16 protein-coding genes and 3 pseudogenes are annotated in these 19,627 nt (G+C 53.0%); 17 read left to right on the forward strand and 2 right to left on the reverse strand.

Annotation, left to right across the window (positions count from 1 at the left end; all coding sequences use genetic code 11):
* Positions 1-10 precede the first annotated feature (10 nt).
* Entirely contained in the window at positions 11-607 is a 597-nt protein-coding gene (locus KW840_RS22595) for a TetR/AcrR family transcriptional regulator (protein ID WP_077431821.1), read from the reverse strand.
* Between the two features lie 293 nt (positions 608-900).
* On the opposite strand from KW840_RS22595, the gene KW840_RS22600 reads away from it, so the two are divergent.
* The 10 genes and pseudogenes from KW840_RS22600 (at position 901) to KW840_RS29065 (ending at position 13,777) form a co-directional block, all read left to right on the forward strand.
* A complete protein-coding gene (locus KW840_RS22600) occupies positions 901-1,899 on the forward strand; it encodes a fumarylacetoacetate hydrolase family protein (protein WP_056723240.1) in 999 nt (332 codons plus the stop codon).
* Between the two features lie 95 nt (positions 1,900-1,994).
* Positions 1,995-2,921, forward strand: coding sequence for a VOC family protein (locus KW840_RS22605; RefSeq protein WP_056723238.1), 927 nt, complete (start codon positions 1,995-1,997; stop codon positions 2,919-2,921).
* A gap of 19 nt (positions 2,922-2,940) precedes the next feature.
* On the forward strand, positions 2,941-3,291 hold the full coding sequence (locus KW840_RS22610; protein WP_082562918.1) for a Rieske 2Fe-2S domain-containing protein: 351 nt from the start codon (positions 2,941-2,943) through the stop codon (positions 3,289-3,291).
* An 86-nt stretch (positions 3,292-3,377) separates the two neighbouring features.
* A complete protein-coding gene (locus KW840_RS22615) occupies positions 3,378-4,280 on the forward strand; it encodes a transporter (protein WP_082562917.1) in 903 nt (300 codons plus the stop codon).
* A gap of 653 nt (positions 4,281-4,933) precedes the next feature.
* Positions 4,934-6,637, forward strand: a complete 1,704-nt coding sequence (locus tag KW840_RS22620) for a DUF1302 domain-containing protein (RefSeq protein ID WP_218497881.1) — start codon at positions 4,934-4,936, stop codon at positions 6,635-6,637.
* Positions 6,638-6,691: 54 nt separating this feature from the next.
* Positions 6,692-8,011, forward strand: coding sequence for a DUF1329 domain-containing protein (locus tag KW840_RS22625; RefSeq protein ID WP_256353591.1), 1,320 nt, complete (start codon positions 6,692-6,694; stop codon positions 8,009-8,011).
* Positions 8,012-8,088: 77 nt separating this feature from the next.
* Positions 8,089-9,192: a YCF48-related protein gene (locus KW840_RS22630; protein ID WP_218497883.1), complete on the forward strand. Its 1,104-nt coding sequence runs from the start codon at positions 8,089-8,091 to the stop codon at positions 9,190-9,192.
* A 4-nt stretch (positions 9,193-9,196) separates the two neighbouring features.
* Positions 9,197-11,659 (forward strand): RND family transporter, encoded by a 2,463-nt coding sequence (locus KW840_RS22635; protein ID WP_056723230.1) that lies wholly within the window; start codon positions 9,197-9,199, stop codon positions 11,657-11,659.
* Between the two features lie 960 nt (positions 11,660-12,619).
* Positions 12,620-12,919 (forward strand): annotated as a pseudogene (locus KW840_RS29060) (HAMP domain-containing protein); the annotation flags it as partial.
* On the forward strand, positions 12,914-13,777 hold the full coding sequence (locus tag KW840_RS29065) for a methyl-accepting chemotaxis protein (RefSeq protein WP_371318484.1): 864 nt from the start codon (positions 12,914-12,916) through the stop codon (positions 13,775-13,777). The pseudogene KW840_RS29060 and the gene KW840_RS29065, both read left to right, overlap by 6 nt.
* A gap of 2 nt (positions 13,778-13,779) precedes the next feature.
* Here KW840_RS29065 and KW840_RS28670 read toward each other — a convergent pair.
* Positions 13,780-14,162, reverse strand: a pseudogene (locus KW840_RS28670) (integrase); the annotation flags it as partial.
* Here KW840_RS28670 and KW840_RS28675 point away from each other — a divergent pair.
* From KW840_RS28675 to KW840_RS28680, 7 genes and pseudogenes are all read left to right on the forward strand, one after another.
* Positions 14,157-14,440: pseudogene (locus tag KW840_RS28675) on the forward strand (HlyD family efflux transporter periplasmic adaptor subunit); the annotation flags it as partial. The pseudogenes KW840_RS28670 and KW840_RS28675 sit on opposite strands and share 6 nt — an antisense overlap.
* Before the next feature lie 196 nt (positions 14,441-14,636).
* Complete coding sequence (locus KW840_RS22645) at positions 14,637-16,349, forward strand: FAD-dependent monooxygenase (RefSeq protein ID WP_218497885.1); 1,713 nt, start codon at positions 14,637-14,639, stop codon at positions 16,347-16,349.
* An 8-nt stretch (positions 16,350-16,357) separates the two neighbouring features.
* Positions 16,358-16,528 (forward strand): DUF2783 domain-containing protein, encoded by a 171-nt coding sequence (locus KW840_RS22650; protein WP_256353575.1) that lies wholly within the window; start codon positions 16,358-16,360, stop codon positions 16,526-16,528.
* A 42-nt stretch (positions 16,529-16,570) separates the two neighbouring features.
* Positions 16,571-17,896 (forward strand): MFS transporter, encoded by a 1,326-nt coding sequence (locus KW840_RS22655; protein ID WP_056723222.1) that lies wholly within the window; start codon positions 16,571-16,573, stop codon positions 17,894-17,896.
* On the forward strand, positions 17,893-18,711 hold the full coding sequence (locus tag KW840_RS22660; protein WP_056723220.1) for a LuxR C-terminal-related transcriptional regulator: 819 nt from the start codon (positions 17,893-17,895) through the stop codon (positions 18,709-18,711). The genes KW840_RS22655 and KW840_RS22660 overlap by 4 nt, the downstream gene beginning before the upstream one ends.
* 73 nt (positions 18,712-18,784) lie before the next feature.
* A complete protein-coding gene (locus KW840_RS22665; protein ID WP_156385742.1) occupies positions 18,785-19,045 on the forward strand; it encodes a LysR family transcriptional regulator in 261 nt (86 codons plus the stop codon).
* Positions 19,006-19,308, forward strand: a complete 303-nt coding sequence (locus KW840_RS28680) for a YHS domain-containing protein (protein WP_156385738.1) — start codon at positions 19,006-19,008, stop codon at positions 19,306-19,308. Before KW840_RS22665 ends, KW840_RS28680 begins: the two co-directional genes overlap by 40 nt.
* The last annotated feature ends 319 nt before the right edge of the window (positions 19,309-19,627 follow it).

Consider the following 19,627-nt stretch of genomic DNA (forward strand, 5'->3'; position numbering starts at 1 on the left):
ATCGCGATTTTCAGGATCTAGAGCCCAGCAATTCGCATATGTAATTGATATGTGATTCAGCAAAGGACTCGTCCAGAGGGGCATGACCTATCATCAGGCGCATATAAACCGGCCCATAGATCAAATCCATGAGTACTTCGACATCTGCACCTTTTGAAATGTCGCCGCTGTTTTTCCACTCTTCAAGCATCTCTCTGACGACTGCTCTTCGACCGTAATGAAATCGCTCACGGAAGACGCGATGGATGGTTGGATCAGATTGACCTTCAGCAACAATTTGAGCGACGAGCCGGCCGGGCCATCCTGAATACTGCGTTACGAAAGAACGGAAATGGTGCGTTATGGCCTCGCGTGGGCGCATGCCTCGAGGAAGCGTTGTTTTAACCAAGTGTTGCTCGATAAACGCATCGATCACGACGGAAGCCTTGGATTCCCACCATCGATAAATGGTCGCCTTACTCACTCCTGCCTCTCGTGCTATCGCTTCGATAGAGATTGCTTGAATCGATTTGTCCTGGAGGAGGCTGATAGCAGCATCCAGGATCAGTCGGCGTGTCGCTTCACTACGGGGGCGTCCAGTAGGCATTGAGGTTTTCTTAACCTGCATTGATGTGTTCCTTGGCGCTGCGGTCTTGAGATGGTCTGACAATGATTCATTGCACGAACTTATAAACGAAACAAAACGATACGATTAGTATATTTGTTGTCTGCCAAAATTATCAATCCGACGGCTTCAGTTCCCGGCTCCTGCTGATCTGTCTACGCCACGGCTTGGCGTATCAGCGAAATCTTCTAAATTGTACCGATTTTTGCCCTTTACAAAACGGTGCGTGTCGTTTAGCTTTGAGTCTTGCAAAGCTGATTCAGGCTCGTTCAAGTCAATAAAAAGAGGGAAATCACATGAAGCTAGGCCGAATTTCTGTTAACGGGCCCGACGGTGCGGAAGCCCGCTTGGTGCTGGTAGTTCCAGAGGAGCATCGGGTCATCGACCTGAAGCGCGCGCTCCATGAGCAGTTGGTCAAGGGCGGTTCTTCCCGGGAAAGCGCTCTGCAATACGCAAATGCTGTTTTCCCTGGCAGCATGTCGGCGGCAATTGCATTGGGCACGCCGTTTATCGAGGCAGCAGAAAAGATCAATGCTAAGCGGCCAGATGCACATTCAATCTCATTCGATAGCGTGCAGTGGTTGCCAGCCTCGGATCCTTCTGTGGTGCGAGATGGACTGACATTCGTGGGCCACATCAAAGGCTTCCATGAAAAAATTGGCCAGCCGCCCACTCCAAATCTTCTGAAGGTGCCCGGCTATTTCAAAGGTACGCCGCATACGGTGATTGGGCATGAAGCGGAAGTTCCGTGGCCAGGATACATCCAGCACATGGACTACGAACTGGAGCTTGGTTACGTCATCGGAAAGCGTGGAGAAAGTCTGCGCCCTGAAAACGCGCTTGATCACCTGTTCGGTATCACCATCTTCAATGACTTTAGCGCCCGCGATTGTCAGGCGGTCGAAATGCCAATTGGGATGGGTCCCACCAAGTGTAAAGACTTCGCCTACGGTATCGGGCCTTGGATTACCACCGTCGATGAATTCAAAGATTTGGACCGGATCGGCATGGAAGTCCGCGTCAATGGCGAGACTTGGGGTAAGGGTGACAGCTCCAATAAACTTTGGACAATTGGCGAGCTGATTGCCTGGGCTAGCCTTGGTGAAGCCATCGTGCCGGGCGATGTAATCGGCTCGGGTACGATGGGCGGTGGTTCAGCTTTGGAGCTCGATCGTAGGCTCCAGCCCGGTGATGTCGTCGAAATTATCGTTGATGGCGTCGGAACTCTGCGCAACAAGATGGGACAACCTATTTCCGGTCTATGGTGGCCTGAAGAGCGCAAGCCATTCATGTGACGTGTATTTGAAACTCACGCGCGCATCAGAGATCTCAGGCCCGGCAATGGTTCTGGCCTGACATAAGAAAAACGCATTCTTTGATAGGTGTTGAAATGAACATCCTTGGACCGGACACTTTGTATTTTGGTGTTGACGATGTCGCGCTCAGTGAGCGCTTCTTGGAAGATTACGGCCTTGAGCCGGTAGGGGGTGGACGCTTTGAAGCATTGGATGGAACTGGTGTAGTTATCAAGCATCGTGACGATCCGTCGCTCCCTGCCTGGAATTTGCCGACCGCAAACATGTTGCGCAAGACAATGTATGGCGTAAAAGACATCGCGACTCTCGCGAGCATCCGGAAGGAGTTCGAGGGCGAGCGTGAAGTCAAGGTTCTGGCCGATGGTTCACTGGAGTTAGTGGACGATCTCGGATTCGCTCTGGGCTTTCAAGTTTCGATCAGAAAGCCGCACAAACTGCCCGCCGAGCGCGTAAACGCGCCGGGAGATATTCACCGTCCTGCGAACAAAACCGGTGTGGATGAAAGTTCCGAGCTCGCTCCCAAGCCACGAACGCTCTCCCACGTTGTTTATTTCGTTCCAGATATCGAAAAGGCCGAGCGCTTCTATGCGGATCGTTTGGGTTTCAAACTCACCGACAAATTTGTCGGGATGGGTCCATTTCTGCGTCCTGCGGGTACTTTCGACCACCACACCCTTTTCTTCATTCAAACCCCGCCGCATTTGCAGGGATGCGAGCACTTTACCTTCCATATGGGGGGGCCTCAGGAAGTACTGCAAGCCGGCTATGCGTTTGCAGCTAAAGGTTATGAGTCATATTGGGGGCCGGGGCGACATAAGTTTGGGTCTAACTGGTTCTGGTACTTCAACACCCCATTGGGCTGCCACATCGAGTACGACGCCGATATGGATCAGCACGACGATGACTGGTCGCCGCGCGTAGCCCCTGCAATCATGGATAACTCCCAGGTGTTCCTGTTCCAATGGCGTGAAAAATGGGCTCCTGGCGGCAAGCCTGATTAATAAGGGGGGTAGGTTGAAGATGGCAAAATCTGATCGCCGCAGGCTTTGCCATCTCGAGCAAATTGCGCCAGGCCAATCTTTGGGGTTCAGGAAGGAAAGCACAGGTCCCGACGACATTTTTTTAGTCAATGACTGCGGAAATATCTATGGCTATAAAAATTCTTGTCCCCATTGGCCCGGTTCAACTATGCCAGTTCGCAAGAATCGTTATCTCGACAGCGAGTCCAGTCATATCGTTTGTAGTGGTCATGGTGCGTTGTTTGAAATTAGTTCGGGTTTGTGCATAAAAGGACCCTGTATTGGCTTGCGTTTGACACCTGTGAGTTTGGAAATTACTGAGATGAAAGAAATATTTTTAATGGAAGAGTAGCATCCAGAGGATTTTTGGCAGATCCTTATGTTATTTGACTGCGTCAATTTCCATTGCCAAAAACAAAAACAAGAAAGGAACGTGTGATGAAGACTCCAGCTGATTTTCGCCTGGTGATTTTTTTTGGTGTATTGCTGTTTGCCGCCAAATCGATGGCGCTTGAAGGAGGTGCTTCCAGTTATCCATTGGGTATTGTAACTGTCATGAGTGGGGCAGTAGGTGCTCCAGGTGAAACCCATGCCTATACATACAATAAAACCGTTGCCATAGATTCAATTCGAGATGGGCAAGGAAATAAGGTATTTCAAAAGGCTAAAGGAAGAGTTCACTCGCATGCTTTGAGATTAGTACACACGCTTGATGGGCCATCACTACTTGGCGGGAACGTTTCATTGCAGCTCGCAGTTCCTTACGTTGCTGGTCACCTGGATATTCCTGCATTGGGAGCATTTGGTAGAGACTCCTCGAATGGAATGGGCGACCCATTATTCGGTGCCTTGGTCAGCTGGCAGTCTCCAACCTATCTTCATAACCTGGAGTTGGATTTTGTAGCGCCTTGGGGGAAATATGATGAACACGCCTTGATTAATCCAGGAAACAATAGTAAGGCAATTTATGCTGCTTACGCCTTTACGTGGTTTCCAATGCCGCAAGTTGAGGTCAGCTCGAAGATCAGTGTCAACTATAGTTACGAAAATCCAAAGACTGACTATAAATCTGGAGTGCAGGTCGTTGCAGACTATGGATTTAACTATCGGCTGACCCAGAACTGGCTGGCAGGTATTGGTGGATATTTGTCGACTCAGTTGAATGATGACCAGTCCCACGGGGATGATGTAGGTAATCGAACAAGATCCATAAAGGTCGGCCCGCAAGTGGGCTACGCAAGTCGGGATTTTGGAGTAGTACTCGGCTATCAAAAAGATGTTTATGCTCGAAATACTTCGGAAGGCGACACAGTGATGCTCAATGGAATGTTTAAATTTTAATTAGGTGCTGCAATTTTACGCTTGGCTTCTAGTGCAAGCGTTTTTTTAATAAAATCATTGTGGCGATTTGGCTTTACTGCCCTTGACGCCATCTGCCATTCAGCGCGTATCGATTCTTAGGCATAGAGAAGCGATACATGGCGCTATTTTATGCCTTTCAGGTTGAACTCTAAACCTTAACTTTTCTCGCATTTAGCTTGCAGAACATAACAAATGGAAATGTAATAAACGGTACGTTCCGTTTTGCTTATGATTGTTGCCGCTTAGCAGATGAAAGGTGAGATTGCGCTTGCGCGTTGTCTGTTCACCCGGCAGGAAAAGCGGCTGCAACTTTCAAACGTCAAAAAATCACAACTATCTGTCTTACAGGGCTTTCTGTTGGTGGATCCTCGGATTTAGACGCTGCCAGGGTCACGGTATGCCAGCCCCCCAACAGGGATCCGTAGGCAAAACACATCACCCCGGGCTTGACAGGCCTGGTTGATAGCTGTAAGTATACGAAACGTCCCGTATTGTTAAATTTAATGGGAATGGTCATATCGCTGGTGCTCGGTGAGACCCGGATAGGTATATGCGTTTTCGGAAGGAGCGGTTAAGTAGCGTCAAATTTCAAGTTTAGCGAAGCCTAATACAAAAACAAAAGAGGTTCGTATATGCGTGTAATAAAGTCTACTACGTACTCATGTCCGTCGCCTTCAGGGCGGCCAAAGTTCCTATCATGCGTTCTAGCAGGAGGTGCGCTGAGTGTGATATCGATGAGTGCCAGTGCATTTCAAATTGATACGGGCGACAATGATCTTAGTGCACGCTGGGATAACACCCTCAAGTACAGTTCTGCATGGCGTCTGAAGGACCCAAGCAGCAAGCTTTCGAAAAGCGAAGTCAGCCTGAACCAGGATGACGGTGACCGTGCTTTTGATAAGGGCCTTATCTCTAACCGTTTTGACCTGCTCTCGGAAATGGATATCGGTTACCGTAATTTTGGTGGTCGTCTAAGCGGAGCAGCCTGGTTCGACACCGAATACCAGAAGGACAACGATAACAACAACCCCGCGCGCGCGAATCAGGTGTCGGTTGCCTATGACGAATTCACTGATGACACTCGACATCTGCACGGCGGTGATGGTGAGTTATTAGATGCATTCGTCTATTGGAATGGTGAAGTTGCGGATCGAGCTTTGTCCTTTCGTTTGGGTCGGCATGGCCTAATTTGGGGGGAAAGTCTGTTTTTCGGGGCCAATGGGATTGCTGGCGGAATGGCTCCGGTGGACGTGGTAAAGGCTATTTCAGTACCCAACACCCAGTTCAAGGAAATCACCAGACCAGTTAGTCAGTTGTCTACTTCCTACCAACTTACTGATGCGCTTTCGTTGGGTGCGTTCTATCAGTTTGAGTGGGAAGAAACACGATTACCTGCGGCGGGTAGCTATTTTTCCACGCTCGACATGATGGGAGAGGGGGCTGAGCGCCTGATTGTCGGGGAGCCATTCCCCGATTTTCTCGGTGGTAATCCAATCAGCCCTGCGGCCTTTTTTCATGGTAAGGACAAAAAAGCCCGGAGTTCTGGACAGGGTGGCCTGCAGTTACGCTATGCAGCTGAAACTGTCGATTACGGGCTTTATGCTATCCAATACCATGATAAAACCCCGCAGTTGTACCTCCGTCCTGGCGTAGGCGCCCCTAATTTTGCAACCGGACAAGTAGGTGAGTTCTTCTGGGTGTATCCGGAGGATATACGCGCACTGGGCGCAAGTTTTACCACGTCAGTGGGTGAGTATAACTTTGCCGGGGAAGCGTCTATGCGCTGGAATATGCCCCTGGTATCGAATGGTCAGGTCGTACTGCCAGATGTAGACGCTGACAATGACAATCATCCACTTTACGCGGTCGGGCGGACTGCCCACGTGAATTTGAACGTGCTCGCATCTCTCGAGCCAACTTTCATATCCAATGAGGCCAGCTTTATCGGTGAGATTGCCTGGAACCGTTTGTTGAAGGTTACTGAAAACCGATCAGCACTGGATCCGAATGCTACAGATGACGGGGTAGGGCTCAAGTTGGTGTATACACCAACTTATCGTCAGGTATTCCCGGGTATCGATCTTGGTGTTCCGCTAGGTGTCAGCTACTTCCCTATGGGTAAGTCCGCTGTAGTTGGCGCTTTCGGTCCTGATAAAGGTGGTGATTTCAATATCGGTGTAACCGCCACCTACCTTGATCGTGTCACTTGTGGTTTGACGTACACACATTATTACGGTCCATCTGACACTACGCTCAATGAGGCCAGCCAGTTTAATTATAAGCAATCATTTAAAGATCGGGATTACCTGGCCTTCTCTATCAAGAGCACTTTCTAAGAGGACTTGAACATGATTTCTCGAATTAAATTCAGTGCTGCTTATTTTTTTATAATGAGTGCTATTGCTTTTAGCGCGTCCGCGTTGGCTACCGGAGTAGATGATTTAGGCAAAAGCCTGACCCCCTTTGGCGCTGAGCGGGCTGGTAACGCGGATAAAACTATCCCGGCATGGGAGGGTGGATATACCACCGTTGATCCGTCTTATCAGAAGGGTGGTAAGCGTGGCGATCCTTTCGCCGCGGATAAACCACTGTTCAGCATTACTTCGAAGAACATGGCTCAATACGCAGATAAGTTGAGCGATGGTGTTAAAGAAATGTTCAAACGGTATCCAGACACCTATCGAATGGATATCTACCCAACACGTCGAACAGCAGCGGCTCCGCAGTGGGTATATGACAATACAGCCAAGAATGCGGTTAATGCCACGCTGGTAGAGGGTAGCGCGGGTCCAATGCCCGAAGGGGCTTATGGCGGTATCCCGTTTCCGATTCCGAAAAATGGTGACGAGGCGATGTGGAACCATCTGCTGAGTTGGAGCGGTACCTCCATTACGCGGGACGCTCGCTTTTATTTGATGACTGCCGATGGTCAACAGGTAATGACTACCGATGGTAAGGCTATCCAAGAGATGCCGTATTACTTTCAGGATGGCTCGGCGCAGACTTTCGATGGCGATTACTGGATGATTCGCCTGCTTAATATTGGCCCACCGATTCGTGCTGGTGAGCAGGCGATGGATCGGGCCAATCTCAATGCCGATAAATCACAGACGCATATCTACCTTGCCGGCCAACGGCGAGTGCGCAAGGTACCTAACTCCTGCTGCGACACGCCAGCGCCTTCAACAGCAGGCGTGATGGCCTACGACGAACTGTCCGTTTATAAAGGGCGGCTCAACCGGTTCAATTGGAAGTTGGTAGGTAAAAAGGAACTTTATATTCCCTATAACACCAATAAATTCTTTACCGCAGGCAAACCGGAAGACGTACTTGGTAAGCGGCATCTTAATCCAGACGTCTTGCGCTGGGAACTGCATCGTGTGTGGGTTGTCGAGGCAAATCTGAAGCCTGGCGAGCGCCATCAAATGGTTAAGAGCCGTTACTACCTGGATGAAGATACCTGGCAAGCGCTGTTGGGCGATCGTTGGGATGCAAGTGGTCAATTGGCCAAAACGCTGTGGGCGCTACCGGCAGTCATGCCAGATATTCCTGCCCAGGCTTCTGTCTCGTCGGGGTTCTATGACTTTATGTCCGGTACTTGGTTTGTACTTGACCTGCTCACTGGACAGTCCTCGCAATGGGGGATTGTCGAGCGTTTCAAGAAGTCTGACTTCTCGCCAACAGTAATGGCGGGGCAGGGTGTGCGTTAACGCTAAGACTCTCTGAAAAGCACCGACAATCTCAGTTGTCGGTGCTTTTGCGACACGCGGTTCAAGAGATAATAAAAATGATAATAAACAGTCGTTTAAGTGCCTTGGCGTTAGCTTTGGCTTTGTCTGCTTTAGCTTCGCTTGCTTGTGCTGAGGGTGGAGCCGTAGGCTCTGTCCTGAGCTCATCGGCGATGCAAATCGCCACACCCGCTCATGCTGTTCTGATTGATTTGGCACGTGCTGGTGATCGACTGATTGCGGTTGGTGAAAGAGGCGTCATTGTACTTTCCGATGACAATGGCCAGTCCTGGAGACAGGTGCAGGTACCGGTCTCAGTCAGTCTGGTTGCGGTTCAGTTCATCGATGACGAACATGGCTGGGCAGTCGGACACGGTGGCACAGTGTTGGCCACTGCGGACGGTGGTGAGCGCTGGAGCCTCCAGCTTACGGGTATACAGGCTGCAGAGATTGAGTTGAAGGCAGCTCAAGATATAAAAGCTAATGCAGTCGATGCCGACGCGGCTGATATGCGCATTTCCAATGCCGAACGCCTGGTAGCAGATGGGCCGGATAAACCATTCCTGGCCCTGCATTTTCTTGATGCCAACCACGGCCTCGTAGCCGGCTCCTACGGAATGGTTTTTTCTACTCAGGATGGTGGGGCAACATGGCAATCGCTGATAGGCAGCATCGAAAATCCGTCGCTTGTGCACATCTACGCGATCGCTCGGAAAGACCACCTTTGGTTCCTTGCCGGTGAACAAGGTTATGTAGCTCGCTCAACAGATGACGGAAAGTCTTTCACACATTTGCCAAGCCCATATAACGGTAGCTTTTTCACTGCGAATATACGTGGTGACGGAGCTCTGCTGATCGCGGGACTTAAAGGCCATGCCTATTTGTCATCTGATGATGGTGCCAGCTTTAATCAATTGAAGGTGTCTAGGCCGAGTTCAATCAGTAGTTCCGCTCGATTGCCAGATGGAAGTGTATTGCTAGCCAATCAAACTGGTGATTTGTTCAGTAGCTCCGCCTCAAATGGTTTAGCACTTAACCCGGTGGGCAATCCGCTGGGAATTCCCGTGAGCAGCATTGTTGAGGCGGTCGACGGTAGTCTGATTACCTCCGGTTTTGCTGGTTTGTCACGTTTTTCACATCCCGCCACTGAAGTTTCGGAGTGAGCATATGAATTCCGCTCGTCATCCTTCCCTGCCTGAGTCAGGCATATTTGATCCAAGGTCAGGGACCTTGGTTGAGCGTGCTCTATTCAACCATCGCCACTGGGTGCTTCTGCTATGTCTGCTGACGACGGTCCTGCTCGGCTGGCAATCCACTCGACTGGGATTGAACGCTAGTTTCGAGAAGATGATCCCGACTGGTCATCCCTATATTGCCAATTATCTAGCCAATCAAAAGGAGCTCTCCGGACTAGGTAATACGGTGCGTATCGCGGTTGCCAACAAGAAGGGGGATATCTACGACACTGATTACCTGCGTACTTTGCAGTCCATGAACGATCGTATCTTTTTGCTGCCAGGCGTGGACCGCGTGTACATGAAGTCGCTATGGACGCCTTCCACACGCTGGGTTTCGGTGACGGAGGATGGGCTCGATGGTGGGCCGGTCATTCCTGACAAGTACGACGGTAGCCCCGCATCCCTCGCTGAGTTACGAAGCAATGTGCAGTTGTCCAACGAGATAGGCCAACTGGTAGCCTTCGACCAGCGGTCCAGCATCATTTCCATTCCTTTGCTGTCACGCACGCCGGACGGCCAGCCCCTCGACTACGCCAAACTTTCTGTTCAGTTGGAAGCGCTTCGCGCCGAGTTTCAAAGCGACAACATTGACATTCACATCACGGGGTTCGCAAAGAAGGTAGGGGACCTGATAGATGGGCTGGGGCAAATCATGCTGTTCTTTGCCGCCGCCATTGCTATCACGACAGTAGTGCTCTATGGCTACACCCGATGCCTGCGGAGCACATTTCTGGTCGTGCTTTGCTCGGTAGTGGCGGTTGTCTGGCAGCTTGGTTTGCTGCCGTTGCTGGGGTATGAGCTTGACCCATATTCGGTCCTGGTGCCCTTTCTGGTGTTTGCCATTGGCATGAGTCATGGCGCCCAGAAAATGAACGGCATCATGCAGGATATTGGTCGCGGCATGCACCGAGTGGTTGCCGCGCGCTTCACGTTTCGTCGCCTGTTTCTCGCCGGTCTGACTGCACTGCTTTGTGATGCGGTGGGATTCGCCGTGTTAATGATCATTCAGATCAAAGTCATTCAAGACTTGGCCATTATCGCTAGCATCGGCGTTGCGGTGCTGATTTTCACCAACCTCATTTTGCTACCCGTCCTGCTCTCCTATGTCGGCGTCAATCGCTGCGCAGCCGAGCTAAGCCTCAAGAGCGAACGGGCCGAGCAGAGTGGTCAAGCGCGACACGTTTTTTGGCGATTCCTTGATCTATTTACTCGAAAACCATGGGCCTTGATCAGCGTAGTTGTCAGCCTGGTGGCTGCTGTGCTGGGCTTTATGGTCAGCTTGCATCTGGCAATTGGCGATCTGGATGCTGGTGCGCCAGAGTTACGTCCGGATTCGCGTTACAACCTCGATGATGCCTTCATGACGCGCAGCTACGGAGCCAGCAGTGACCTGTTCGCCATAATGGTGAAGACACCTAAGAGTGCCTGCTCAAGCTACGACATCTTGCGTAAGGTCGACGATCTGGATTGGCAGTTGCGCAGTTTACCCGGGGTAGACTCAACGAACTCCATGGCGTTGTTAAATCGTCGTATGTTGGTAGGACTGTCTGAGGGCAACTCCAAGTGGTACGAGCTGCAAAACAACCAGGCCATGCTTAACATGATTACCGCCAGCGCACCGCGGGGACTTTACAATGAGTCCTGCAGCTTGCTGACGCTGTACGTTTTTCTCAAAGACCATAAGGCCGACACCCTTACGCGGTTGGTGAATCACGTCGAGGCTTTTGCAGCAGCAAATGACACTGATGAGGTCAAATTCCAACTTGCCGCCGGCAATGCGGGAATTGAGGCAGCGACCAACATTGTGGTCAAAGAGGCCAATCGCGAGATGCTGTTCTGGGTGTATGGCGCAGTCATTTTGCTCTGCCTCGTCACCTTCAGGTCCTGGCGAGCCACTCTGTGTGCAGTGATTCCGCTCATGCTCACGTCGATTCTGTGTGAGGCACTGATGGTCGGTTTAGGTATCGGTGTGAAAGTGGCGACCCTGCCGGTAATCGCTCTAGGTGTAGGTATCGGCGTTGATTACGCGCTGTATGTAATGACCATCATGCTGGGGTTCTTGCGCGAAGGTAAAAGCCTCTCCGAAGCTTACTACCGCGCCCTGGTCTCCACGGGCAAGGTTGTAATGCTCACAGGGATAACCTTGGCGATAGGTGTGGGTACCTGGATATTTTCCCCAATCAAGTTCCAGGCCGACATGGGTGTGCTCCTGGCGTTCATGTTTGTCTGGAACATGGTGGGGGCGCTTCTATTACTGCCGGCACTGGCTTACTTCCTCTTGCCTTCCACACTGCGCAGTGATGCTTCTGGCAGCAAGGTCGCCAACCCGATGACATTGAGTGAACAATCCACTCCAGGTCATTCACTGCGTCTGTGCAGTGCCAACGCCTGATTGGCGTATTAGGGTTTCATCACACCTGCGGTGGGTGCATGTAGCGCCCGGATAATCCTGGACTTGGTTCAGGATTATCCCGTCAGTCTCCCTGCCTTTGTCGGCGAAGCATAAGTGACTCCGACAGTGGGCATGTTTTCCTGTTCCTGGTTGCATCACCACTAGCGTGAAGAGGATATTTGTATGTCTTTGGTGAGTCGACTACTGGGTAATCTCTCGGTAGGAGCCAAGCTGTCGATCGGTTTCGGGTTGGTGTTGCTATTCACTCTCGGGGTGGGAATTACCGCTTTCCATTCTTTGAGTCTGTTAGGGCGTCGTGGTGAACAACTTCGTACCGAGGACTGGATTCAAACGTTGGTCCTGCAGGCTCGTATCGCGGAAAAAGAATATGCACTTAGTCTTTCTCCTCAGGCACAGGATCAAGTGCGAGGTGCAGTTGAGCAGCTCACTCGGCATTTTGATGGCCTCCCGCAAAAAAATAACGCCGACATCGCGATGCGGGAGGCGTCCAGCGACTATTTAAAGCAGTTCCTAAGTTATGCGGAGTCTCTTCAGCAAGCACGAGAGGCTCGCTTGCGCATGCAAACACTCGCGCAGACAGCGGGAGAAAGCTTCACCTTGGTATTTCTCGATCAGCTTGATGCAATGAGTGCACAGCAGGAACGAGGTACTTCTCCGGACAGCGGGCAACTGTTGTTACTGGAGCAGACCACTGCTCTACGTGACAAGCTGGCCAAGCTCCGTGATAGCGAGCTTTATTATTCGTTGGATGCTGAGGAGCGCTTCCGTAGCGATTGGGAGATGCGCATGAGCGACCTACTGTCTTCAATGCAGGTGCTCAATCTCGATGATCAGGAAAAGGTTTCGCTTCAGACTGCAAGTCATGCACTGGCTGATTATCGAAAAGCCTTCGAACAGTTCGTTGCCAGCCGCAAGCAAAGCGCTCTTAGTAGCGAAGCGATGAACGCGCAAACCCAGCAAGTCAGCGAGTTGTTGGATAAGGCCAACCAATTTCAGAGCCAGGCGATTCAACGCGATGGTCGCAACGCGTACAGTCAGCTTGGCCTTATTAGCTTGCTGGCGTTAGCGCTGGGTATTGGTGCGAGTCTATTAATACGTCATTTGATACTGCAGCCGTTGCGTCGGGCTGTTCATTTGGCTCGACAGGTTGCTGCAGGTGACCTGAGTTGTGCGCCTGATGGTGTAAGCGTTCGGCACGATGAGCTTGGGCAACTATTGGATACTGTCAATAGCATGCTGGGTAGCCTGAGAGGATTGGTTGGTCGAATTGGTACCGGGGTAGGCCTGCTCAATGGAACGGCAGGAAGCCTGGCAGAAGTCATTCAGCGCAGCAGCCAGGGAGTTGAGAGACAACGACAGGAGACTGAAATCGCCGCTACCGCAATGCAACAGATGACTATGATGGCCGGCGAAGTCGCACGTAACGTCAAGGACGCTAGCGCGGCAGTAGCTCTTGCTGATGACCAGGCGCGCGAAGGTGACGATTTGGCACGCCAAGCGGGCTCCAAGATCAACCAACTGGCTTTGGAAATGACAGGCTGCGATGAAGCAATGCAATCGTTACTGGCAGAAAGTACGGCTATTGGCGGCATTCTTGATGTGATTAAAGCTGTAGCAGAACAAACTAATTTACTGGCATTAAATGCGGCTATAGAAGCAGCTCGAGCAGGTGAAAACGGTCGTGGATTCGCCGTAGTAGCTGACGAAGTTCGTGGTCTGGCACGCCGCACGCAGAGTTCTACCGCTGAAATCGAGGACTTGATCAGTCGCCTGCGTGGCGTCGCCCAGCAGGCAACTGAGCGGCTACAGGCTAGCCATGCGCTGACAGGTGAAACAGTGATCCTTGCTGGTCAGGCATCTCAGGCATTGACACGAATTACTCGCGCCGTATCAAGCATTGAACGGATGAACAAACAAATCTCCGGGGCCGCGGAGCAACAGCGGTTTTTGGCGGAACAGGCTAGCCAGAACATCGTTCGAGTGCGCGAAGTGGCAGAGGAGAGCGCCCAAGAAAGTGTGAAATTGCAGCGGTTGACGCTCGAACTCCAGCAGGTGGATGGAGAGTTGAATGCTGCGGTTGGGCACTTTCGCACATGAATTTAGCTTGCGAAGACCGTCGTGAGATACTGCCCCAGCATGTTCCATGCCTCATTTTTCTCTTTGGCATAGTCAGATAATGCCGGCGGACCTTTGAGCCACCCACCAATAGTTCTGGCAGCGATCGATGATATCCAGCGGAACACTAAGTTGCTTCATCATGGTCGCTCCCGTTCGACGCAAGTCATGCGGTGTCCATTCCCGGCTGTTGCCGCGGCTTAGCGCTAGCGAGTCATCGTGATGGCGACCGGATAGCGGGTTTCGGCGGTGCTTGAAAGAGCACTGCCGGTCGCCGATCAGCTTTCTTTGTATCAACGTGGTTGCTTTCCTCCTTACTGGGAAAGCAAAAAGGGATATTGCCGGTCTCTTCTTTCAGGCGCTTGAACTACTGGTACCCAATACGCTTTGGGTGATCGCAAACATGAAAGGTACCCAAATGGATTAAGTCCGTATCGGCCAGCCGGTGACTTTTTCCGTCGATGCCCTCGACCACCAGCAATTGCGCGGTCATGTGCAGCGTATCTCGCCGTCACCGGTCCCGAATTTGCCCTGCCGCAATCGGACAATGCCACCGACAACTTCGTCAAGCTGGCACAGCGTGTGCCGGTGCGCATTACCGTCGATCCTGACCAGGACGAGGCCCAGCGCTCGCGGCCGGGGATGCCATACGCAAGACGGGAGGAGGGGGTCGCGAGGGCATCAGAGCGGTGGAGCGCCGATAACGCGACGCACCAGAGGGATATGATTGGCGAGCGTCAGCAAGATGTCCTCTGCAGGGGACATCCCCTTGAGCGCCTGGATTTAGAGTGGCTCCAGAAAACCTGTCCCCGATAACAATAAACCGGGAGCTACCGGAACCATGCATCAGCCTCAAGTCGTACCCCATCAATCTCTTTATTTCCCTTATCAGGTTTATCCTGCTTTCGTGCCGTACCCAGGCGTCGACAATCAATCGTCTGTGGCGATTGTGGGGGCCGGACCTATTGGCTTGACGCTGGCGCTCGAACTGGCGCGCTTCGGTATCAGAAACACTGTTCTAGCCGCTCAACAGCAAGTCTGTGAAGGTAGTCGCGCAATTGTTTTCACCCGTCGCTCCATGGAGATTTTCCAGCAAGTGGGGGTGTCCGGGGTGGTGTCCGAACAGGGTCTGCCCTGGCGTTTCGGCAATTCGTACTACCGCGGCCAGCGAGTTTTTCGCATGGAAGCCCCGGTCGACGAGCACGATCGTTTTGCGCCGATGACCAACCTGCAACAGCAGTACCTCGAGCAACATCTGGTAGAGGCCGCCCAAGCACAACCGCTGATCGAATTGCGTTGGGGCAACAAAGTCATCGATATCGAGCAAGGCGTCGACGGTGCGGTGTTGCAAGTCGATACCCCGGGCGATACCTATACCCTGCAGGCCGATTGGGTGGTGGCTGCTGATGGCGCCCGCTCCGGACTTCGCTCGTTGCTGGGTCTCAAGCTTGAAGGGGCGTCCTATGAAGGGCGGTTCGTGATTGCCGACATCCGCATCAAGCTCGATCTGCCGACCGAACGCCTGGCATTTTTCGATCCCGCCTGGAATCCCGGCAATACCGTGTTGATGCACCGCGAGCCCGGGGATATCTGGCGCATCGATTACCAGTTGCCCGTGGACGAAACGCCCGAGCAGGCGCTGCACCCCGACTCCTTGCGTGAGCGCATCGATGCGCAACTGGCGATGCTCGGCGTCGAGAACCCGGTATGGGAACTGGATTGGAGTTCGGTGTACTCGGCCCGGGCGCTGACCCTGGCGGAGTACATCAACCACCGCGTGATTTTCGCCGGAGACGCGGCGCACCTGTTACCGATTTTCGGCGTGCGCGGGGCCAATACCGGCTTCCAGGACTGCCACGACCTTGGCTGGAAACTGGCCCTGCACATCAAAGGCCTGGCCGGTGCCGGACTGCTGGCATCCTACAGTGACGAACGGGTGAAGGCCGCTCGGGAAATCATTGAAGAGGCTGGTAAGAGCACGCGGTTCATGGCGCCACCCAGTCGTGGCTATCGGTTATTACGCGACGCGGTGCTGTCGCTGTCATTGACCCGCGAGTTCGTGCGCCCGCTCTATCACTGGCGGACTTCAAGGGCTCACGATTATGCCGATTCGCAACTCAACGCGGTGAACGACGATAATCAATTGTTTACCGGCGGGCCGCGCAACGGTGCACCGTTGCTGAATGTACGTCTGGCAGAGCAGCACTATCTCTTCGATGAGTTGGCGCCCGCTTATCATTTGATTTGCTTCACTGACGCGGCGGCACTCGATGTCGAAGTCGTTGCCCAAGTCCAGGCGCTACGCCGTCAGGGAGTGCCGATTCAAGTGATCGCGATCGCCATGAATGGAGTCCTTCAGGTGCAACACGCCGACCTGACCCTGGCCGATTGCGACGATCTGTTCAGCACGCGTTATGGCGTGCAGCATGCAGGCGCCGCCTATCTGGCACGCCCGGACCAGCACGTCTGCGCCCGCTGGCTGCATTTGGATGGCGAGCGTTTGCGCCATGGATTGAACCAGGCCCTTGGCCACAACGGGAGTGACCACCCATGAGCCAGTCAATGAACGTAACAGACCTCGAACGCGCCTATGACCGACTTGCCGAGGCGATTGATCGTACGGGTAACGACAGCGAGTTGTTTCTGGTCAAGCTGGCACTACTGGCGGCCGAGGCACTGAACGATGCCGAGCGCTTCGACGCACTGATCGAATGCGCCGGACAAGACCTGTAAAGCTTCGCGCCAGCCAATAATTACAAGAACAGGATCATCCCTATGCCATCCCGTCCTGCTGTGACCCCTGGCGTGGAGACCGGCGCTCAACCGCCGGTCATTGCCAAGGTTTCGAAACGCCTGCTGTGGTTTCTTTTCATCTGCTTCGTTTTTTCATTTCTGGACCGTATCAACATCGGCTTCGCCGGGCTGACTATGATGGACGATCTGGGTTTGAGCAGTACCCAGTTCGGTATGGCAACGACGATTTTTTACCTGGCCTACATCGCCTGCGGCATCCCCAGCAACATGGTCCTGGCGAAACTCGGCGCCCGTCGCTGGATTGGCAGCCTGATGATTGCTTGGGGACTCGCGTCGACAGCCACCCTGTTTGCGCATGACGCAGCCAGTCTGTATTGGTTGCGTGCGTTGGTAGGTATCACCGAGGCAGGATTTCTGCCCGGGGTGCTGTTGTACATGACGTTCTGGTTTCCAGCTGCGTACCGGGCTCGTGCCAATGCGCTGTTCATGATCGCCATGCCGTTTACCGCGGGCTTTGGCTCGGTCTTGTCCGGCGCCATTTTGGGGCTGGATGGCCACTGGGGCCTGGCAGGCTGGCAATGGCTGTTTCTTCTTGAAGGACTACCCAGCGTCGTACTCGGTCTGGCGGTGTACGGTTATCTGGATGATCAGCCGCGCAAGGCACACTGGTTGAGCGACGATGAGAAGCTGCAGTTGGCCGAGTTGATCGAGCGTGACCGTCAGGCACCTTCCCCTCACGCTCACTGGGGACGTGAGTTGCTGTCGCCATCGGTGATTCTGTTCTGTCTGGTGTACTTTTGCCTGGTCAACACCTTAGCGATGATCGCAGTCTGGACGCCGTTGATCGTCAAGAGCTTCAGCACTGGCCAGAGCAATACGCTGATCGGATTGTTGTCGGCAATTCCGCAAATATGCACCATCATTGGCATGATCCTCTGGGGCCGACACTCGGACCTGACCCAGGAGCGGCGTTGGCACCTGGCGCTTCCAATGCTGCTGGCTGCAACAGGCTGGTGTTGCACGGCCCTGTCGAGTGAGCCGATCGTGCAGCTGGCCGGGGTCTGCATGGCGGCGACGGGTTCCTATACGGCCATGTCGATTTTCTGGACCCTGCCGGATCGCTCATTAAGTTTTCAAGCCAGGGCGGTGGGCATCGCGGTGATCAATGCAGTGGGTAATCTGGGGTCTGCCCTTAACCCCTTAGTGGTCGGCTGGCTGAAAGACCTTACCCATACCTATACCGCCGGTTGTCTGTACGCTGCGCTGCTGTTACTGGTGGCTGCAATGCTGGTGCGCACGCTACCCCATGAACGCCAATTTTCATCACGTGAACTCATACCTGAATGAACCACTGGCTGCTTACCAACGTTTACCATCAGAGCCCATTGACGACGGGGGAAATTGCTCATCTATTGGCTCGGGTAGGCGAGGACTGCCGAACCTGGTTGGCGGCAGAGTTACTGACCCTGGTACGGGGTGAAATGCCGCTGGCTCAATGTACAATTTTCGCTTATCCGCAAGGCCAGGAGCCGCAGGTGTTGTCGTGCTCCGATCAGGCAAGACTCGTGCAGATATCGCGCATCTCCCGGGACTACGTCGAGCGTTTTCACAGCCTGGACGGCAACCGCCAAGCGATGCTCGGCCATCGGGCAAAATACGGCGACGCGCGAATCCTGGCTCAGCTTCAATCAGTTGAAGACATCACCCATCGTGACTATCGGCGGGTCTGCTACGAGCAACCGCAAATATCTCAGCGCATGGCCTTGCTCAATCATCAGGAAGAGGGCGGGGCTTGGCTGTCGATCAACTTCTATCGAGGTCGTGAGCACGGTAACTTCAATCAGCGCGACATTGAATTTATCGAGTCGGTTGCGCCGCTACTGATTCAAGTCACGCGATTGCACTATCGCGCTTATGTCGAAGCCAACCAGATGCCGTCCGTGCTAAGTCAACGCGTCGAGCAGCTCTATCCTGAACTGACTCGTCGGGACCGTGAGCTGCTAAGGCATTTGCTCAATGGCCTGGGGGCGGAAGAGATAGCGCCCCTGATGGGCATCCAGCGCTCAAGCGCCGCTACCTACATAAAGCGGCTTTATCGAAAGGTGGGAGTCAGCGGACATCGAGAATTGCTGGGGCTGGTAGTGAGGAGGCGTTGGTCCTGAGCGCGCGTCGATCAATTGGAAGCGAAGAGCAACGTTTGGTTCGTGGCACGATGCGACTTGAGGGATGGACATGATGCAGCACCTGGATCATTTGACTTTGCACCTGTTCATTCGGATTTTCGAAGAGAGCACCATTGCACGCGCCAAAGAGCGGGCATTCATCGCGCCATCGGCCGTCAGTAAACGGGGTTCCGACATCGAGACACGATTCAGTGCGCCGCTGCTCAAACGCAGTAAGTGCGAGGTTGAACCCTCAAGAACTTCGGCCTGGCCAAACTCTGTCAGTGCTGCTAGTTGCCAACGGTATTTACTGAGCCGGATGACCCCGCTTTAATATGCCATCGGGAGGAGGAATACAAAGGTGATAAGTATCACTTTTGCTCTGATCAATTCATGGGTATCTTCGATAACGAGCCGGAGAAACATATCCAGGCTTTTCTGCCGCCTTTTATCATCACCAAGCTCACCGAATACGTGCTCAAACTGTATACATCGGTTGACTACTTCGAGCGGCATCCACCGATCCGTCATCGCGACGACCTTCGTCATTACTGTTTCGTCAGCCATATCGAGGATCTCCTGATAGCAAGGAGTTGATGCGCCTGAATTACATACGTGAATCACGACATATTGCACTACGCAGTACCAGCATCCTTACCCAGCAGCAGGCCACAGCCACAGAAGCGGGCATTGCGATATTGCCGTCTTTTTCGGCCGACTCGGATCCACGATTTCGTTGCGTGCTTGGCGAGCAAATCGAGTTCTCTCGCACCTTCTAGCTTCTGATGGCATAGGAACTGAAGGACATAACGCGGATGAAGGCGACCTGGAGTTTCCTGTGGGAGAAGGCAGCTCTGAATCAGCGACTGCTGATGGGGGTGTTGCCGCTGATCTAAAACTAACCCAGTAAAGGCTG

The organism is Pseudomonas sp. PDM30 (genome assembly GCF_019218985.1).
Lineage (GTDB): Bacteria > Pseudomonadota > Gammaproteobacteria > Pseudomonadales > Pseudomonadaceae > Aquipseudomonas > Aquipseudomonas jessenii.

Coding starts and splice junctions, on each gene's coding strand:
- KW840_RS22595 (WP_077431821.1), bottom strand. CDS start 607: ATGCAGGTTAAGAAAACCTCAATGCCTACTGGACGCCCCCGTAGTGAA.
- KW840_RS22600 (WP_056723240.1), top strand. CDS start 901: ATGAAGCTAGGCCGAATTTCTGTTAACGGGCCCGACGGTGCGGAAGCC.
- KW840_RS22605 (WP_056723238.1), top strand. CDS start 1,995: ATGAACATCCTTGGACCGGACACTTTGTATTTTGGTGTTGACGATGTC.
- KW840_RS22610 (WP_082562918.1), top strand. CDS start 2,941: ATGGCAAAATCTGATCGCCGCAGGCTTTGCCATCTCGAGCAAATTGCG.
- KW840_RS22615 (WP_082562917.1), top strand. CDS start 3,378: ATGAAGACTCCAGCTGATTTTCGCCTGGTGATTTTTTTTGGTGTATTG.
- KW840_RS22620 (WP_218497881.1), top strand. CDS start 4,934: ATGCGTGTAATAAAGTCTACTACGTACTCATGTCCGTCGCCTTCAGGG.
- KW840_RS22625 (WP_256353591.1), top strand. CDS start 6,692: ATGAGTGCTATTGCTTTTAGCGCGTCCGCGTTGGCTACCGGAGTAGAT.
- KW840_RS22630 (WP_218497883.1), top strand. CDS start 8,089: ATGATAATAAACAGTCGTTTAAGTGCCTTGGCGTTAGCTTTGGCTTTG.
- KW840_RS22635 (WP_056723230.1), top strand. CDS start 9,197: ATGAATTCCGCTCGTCATCCTTCCCTGCCTGAGTCAGGCATATTTGAT.
- KW840_RS29065 (WP_371318484.1), top strand. CDS start 12,914: ATGCTGGGTAGCCTGAGAGGATTGGTTGGTCGAATTGGTACCGGGGTA.
- KW840_RS22645 (WP_218497885.1), top strand. CDS start 14,637: ATGCATCAGCCTCAAGTCGTACCCCATCAATCTCTTTATTTCCCTTAT.
- KW840_RS22650 (WP_256353575.1), top strand. CDS start 16,358: ATGAACGTAACAGACCTCGAACGCGCCTATGACCGACTTGCCGAGGCG.
- KW840_RS22655 (WP_056723222.1), top strand. CDS start 16,571: ATGCCATCCCGTCCTGCTGTGACCCCTGGCGTGGAGACCGGCGCTCAA.
- KW840_RS22660 (WP_056723220.1), top strand. CDS start 17,893: ATGAACCACTGGCTGCTTACCAACGTTTACCATCAGAGCCCATTGACG.
- KW840_RS22665 (WP_156385742.1), top strand. CDS start 18,785: ATGCAGCACCTGGATCATTTGACTTTGCACCTGTTCATTCGGATTTTC.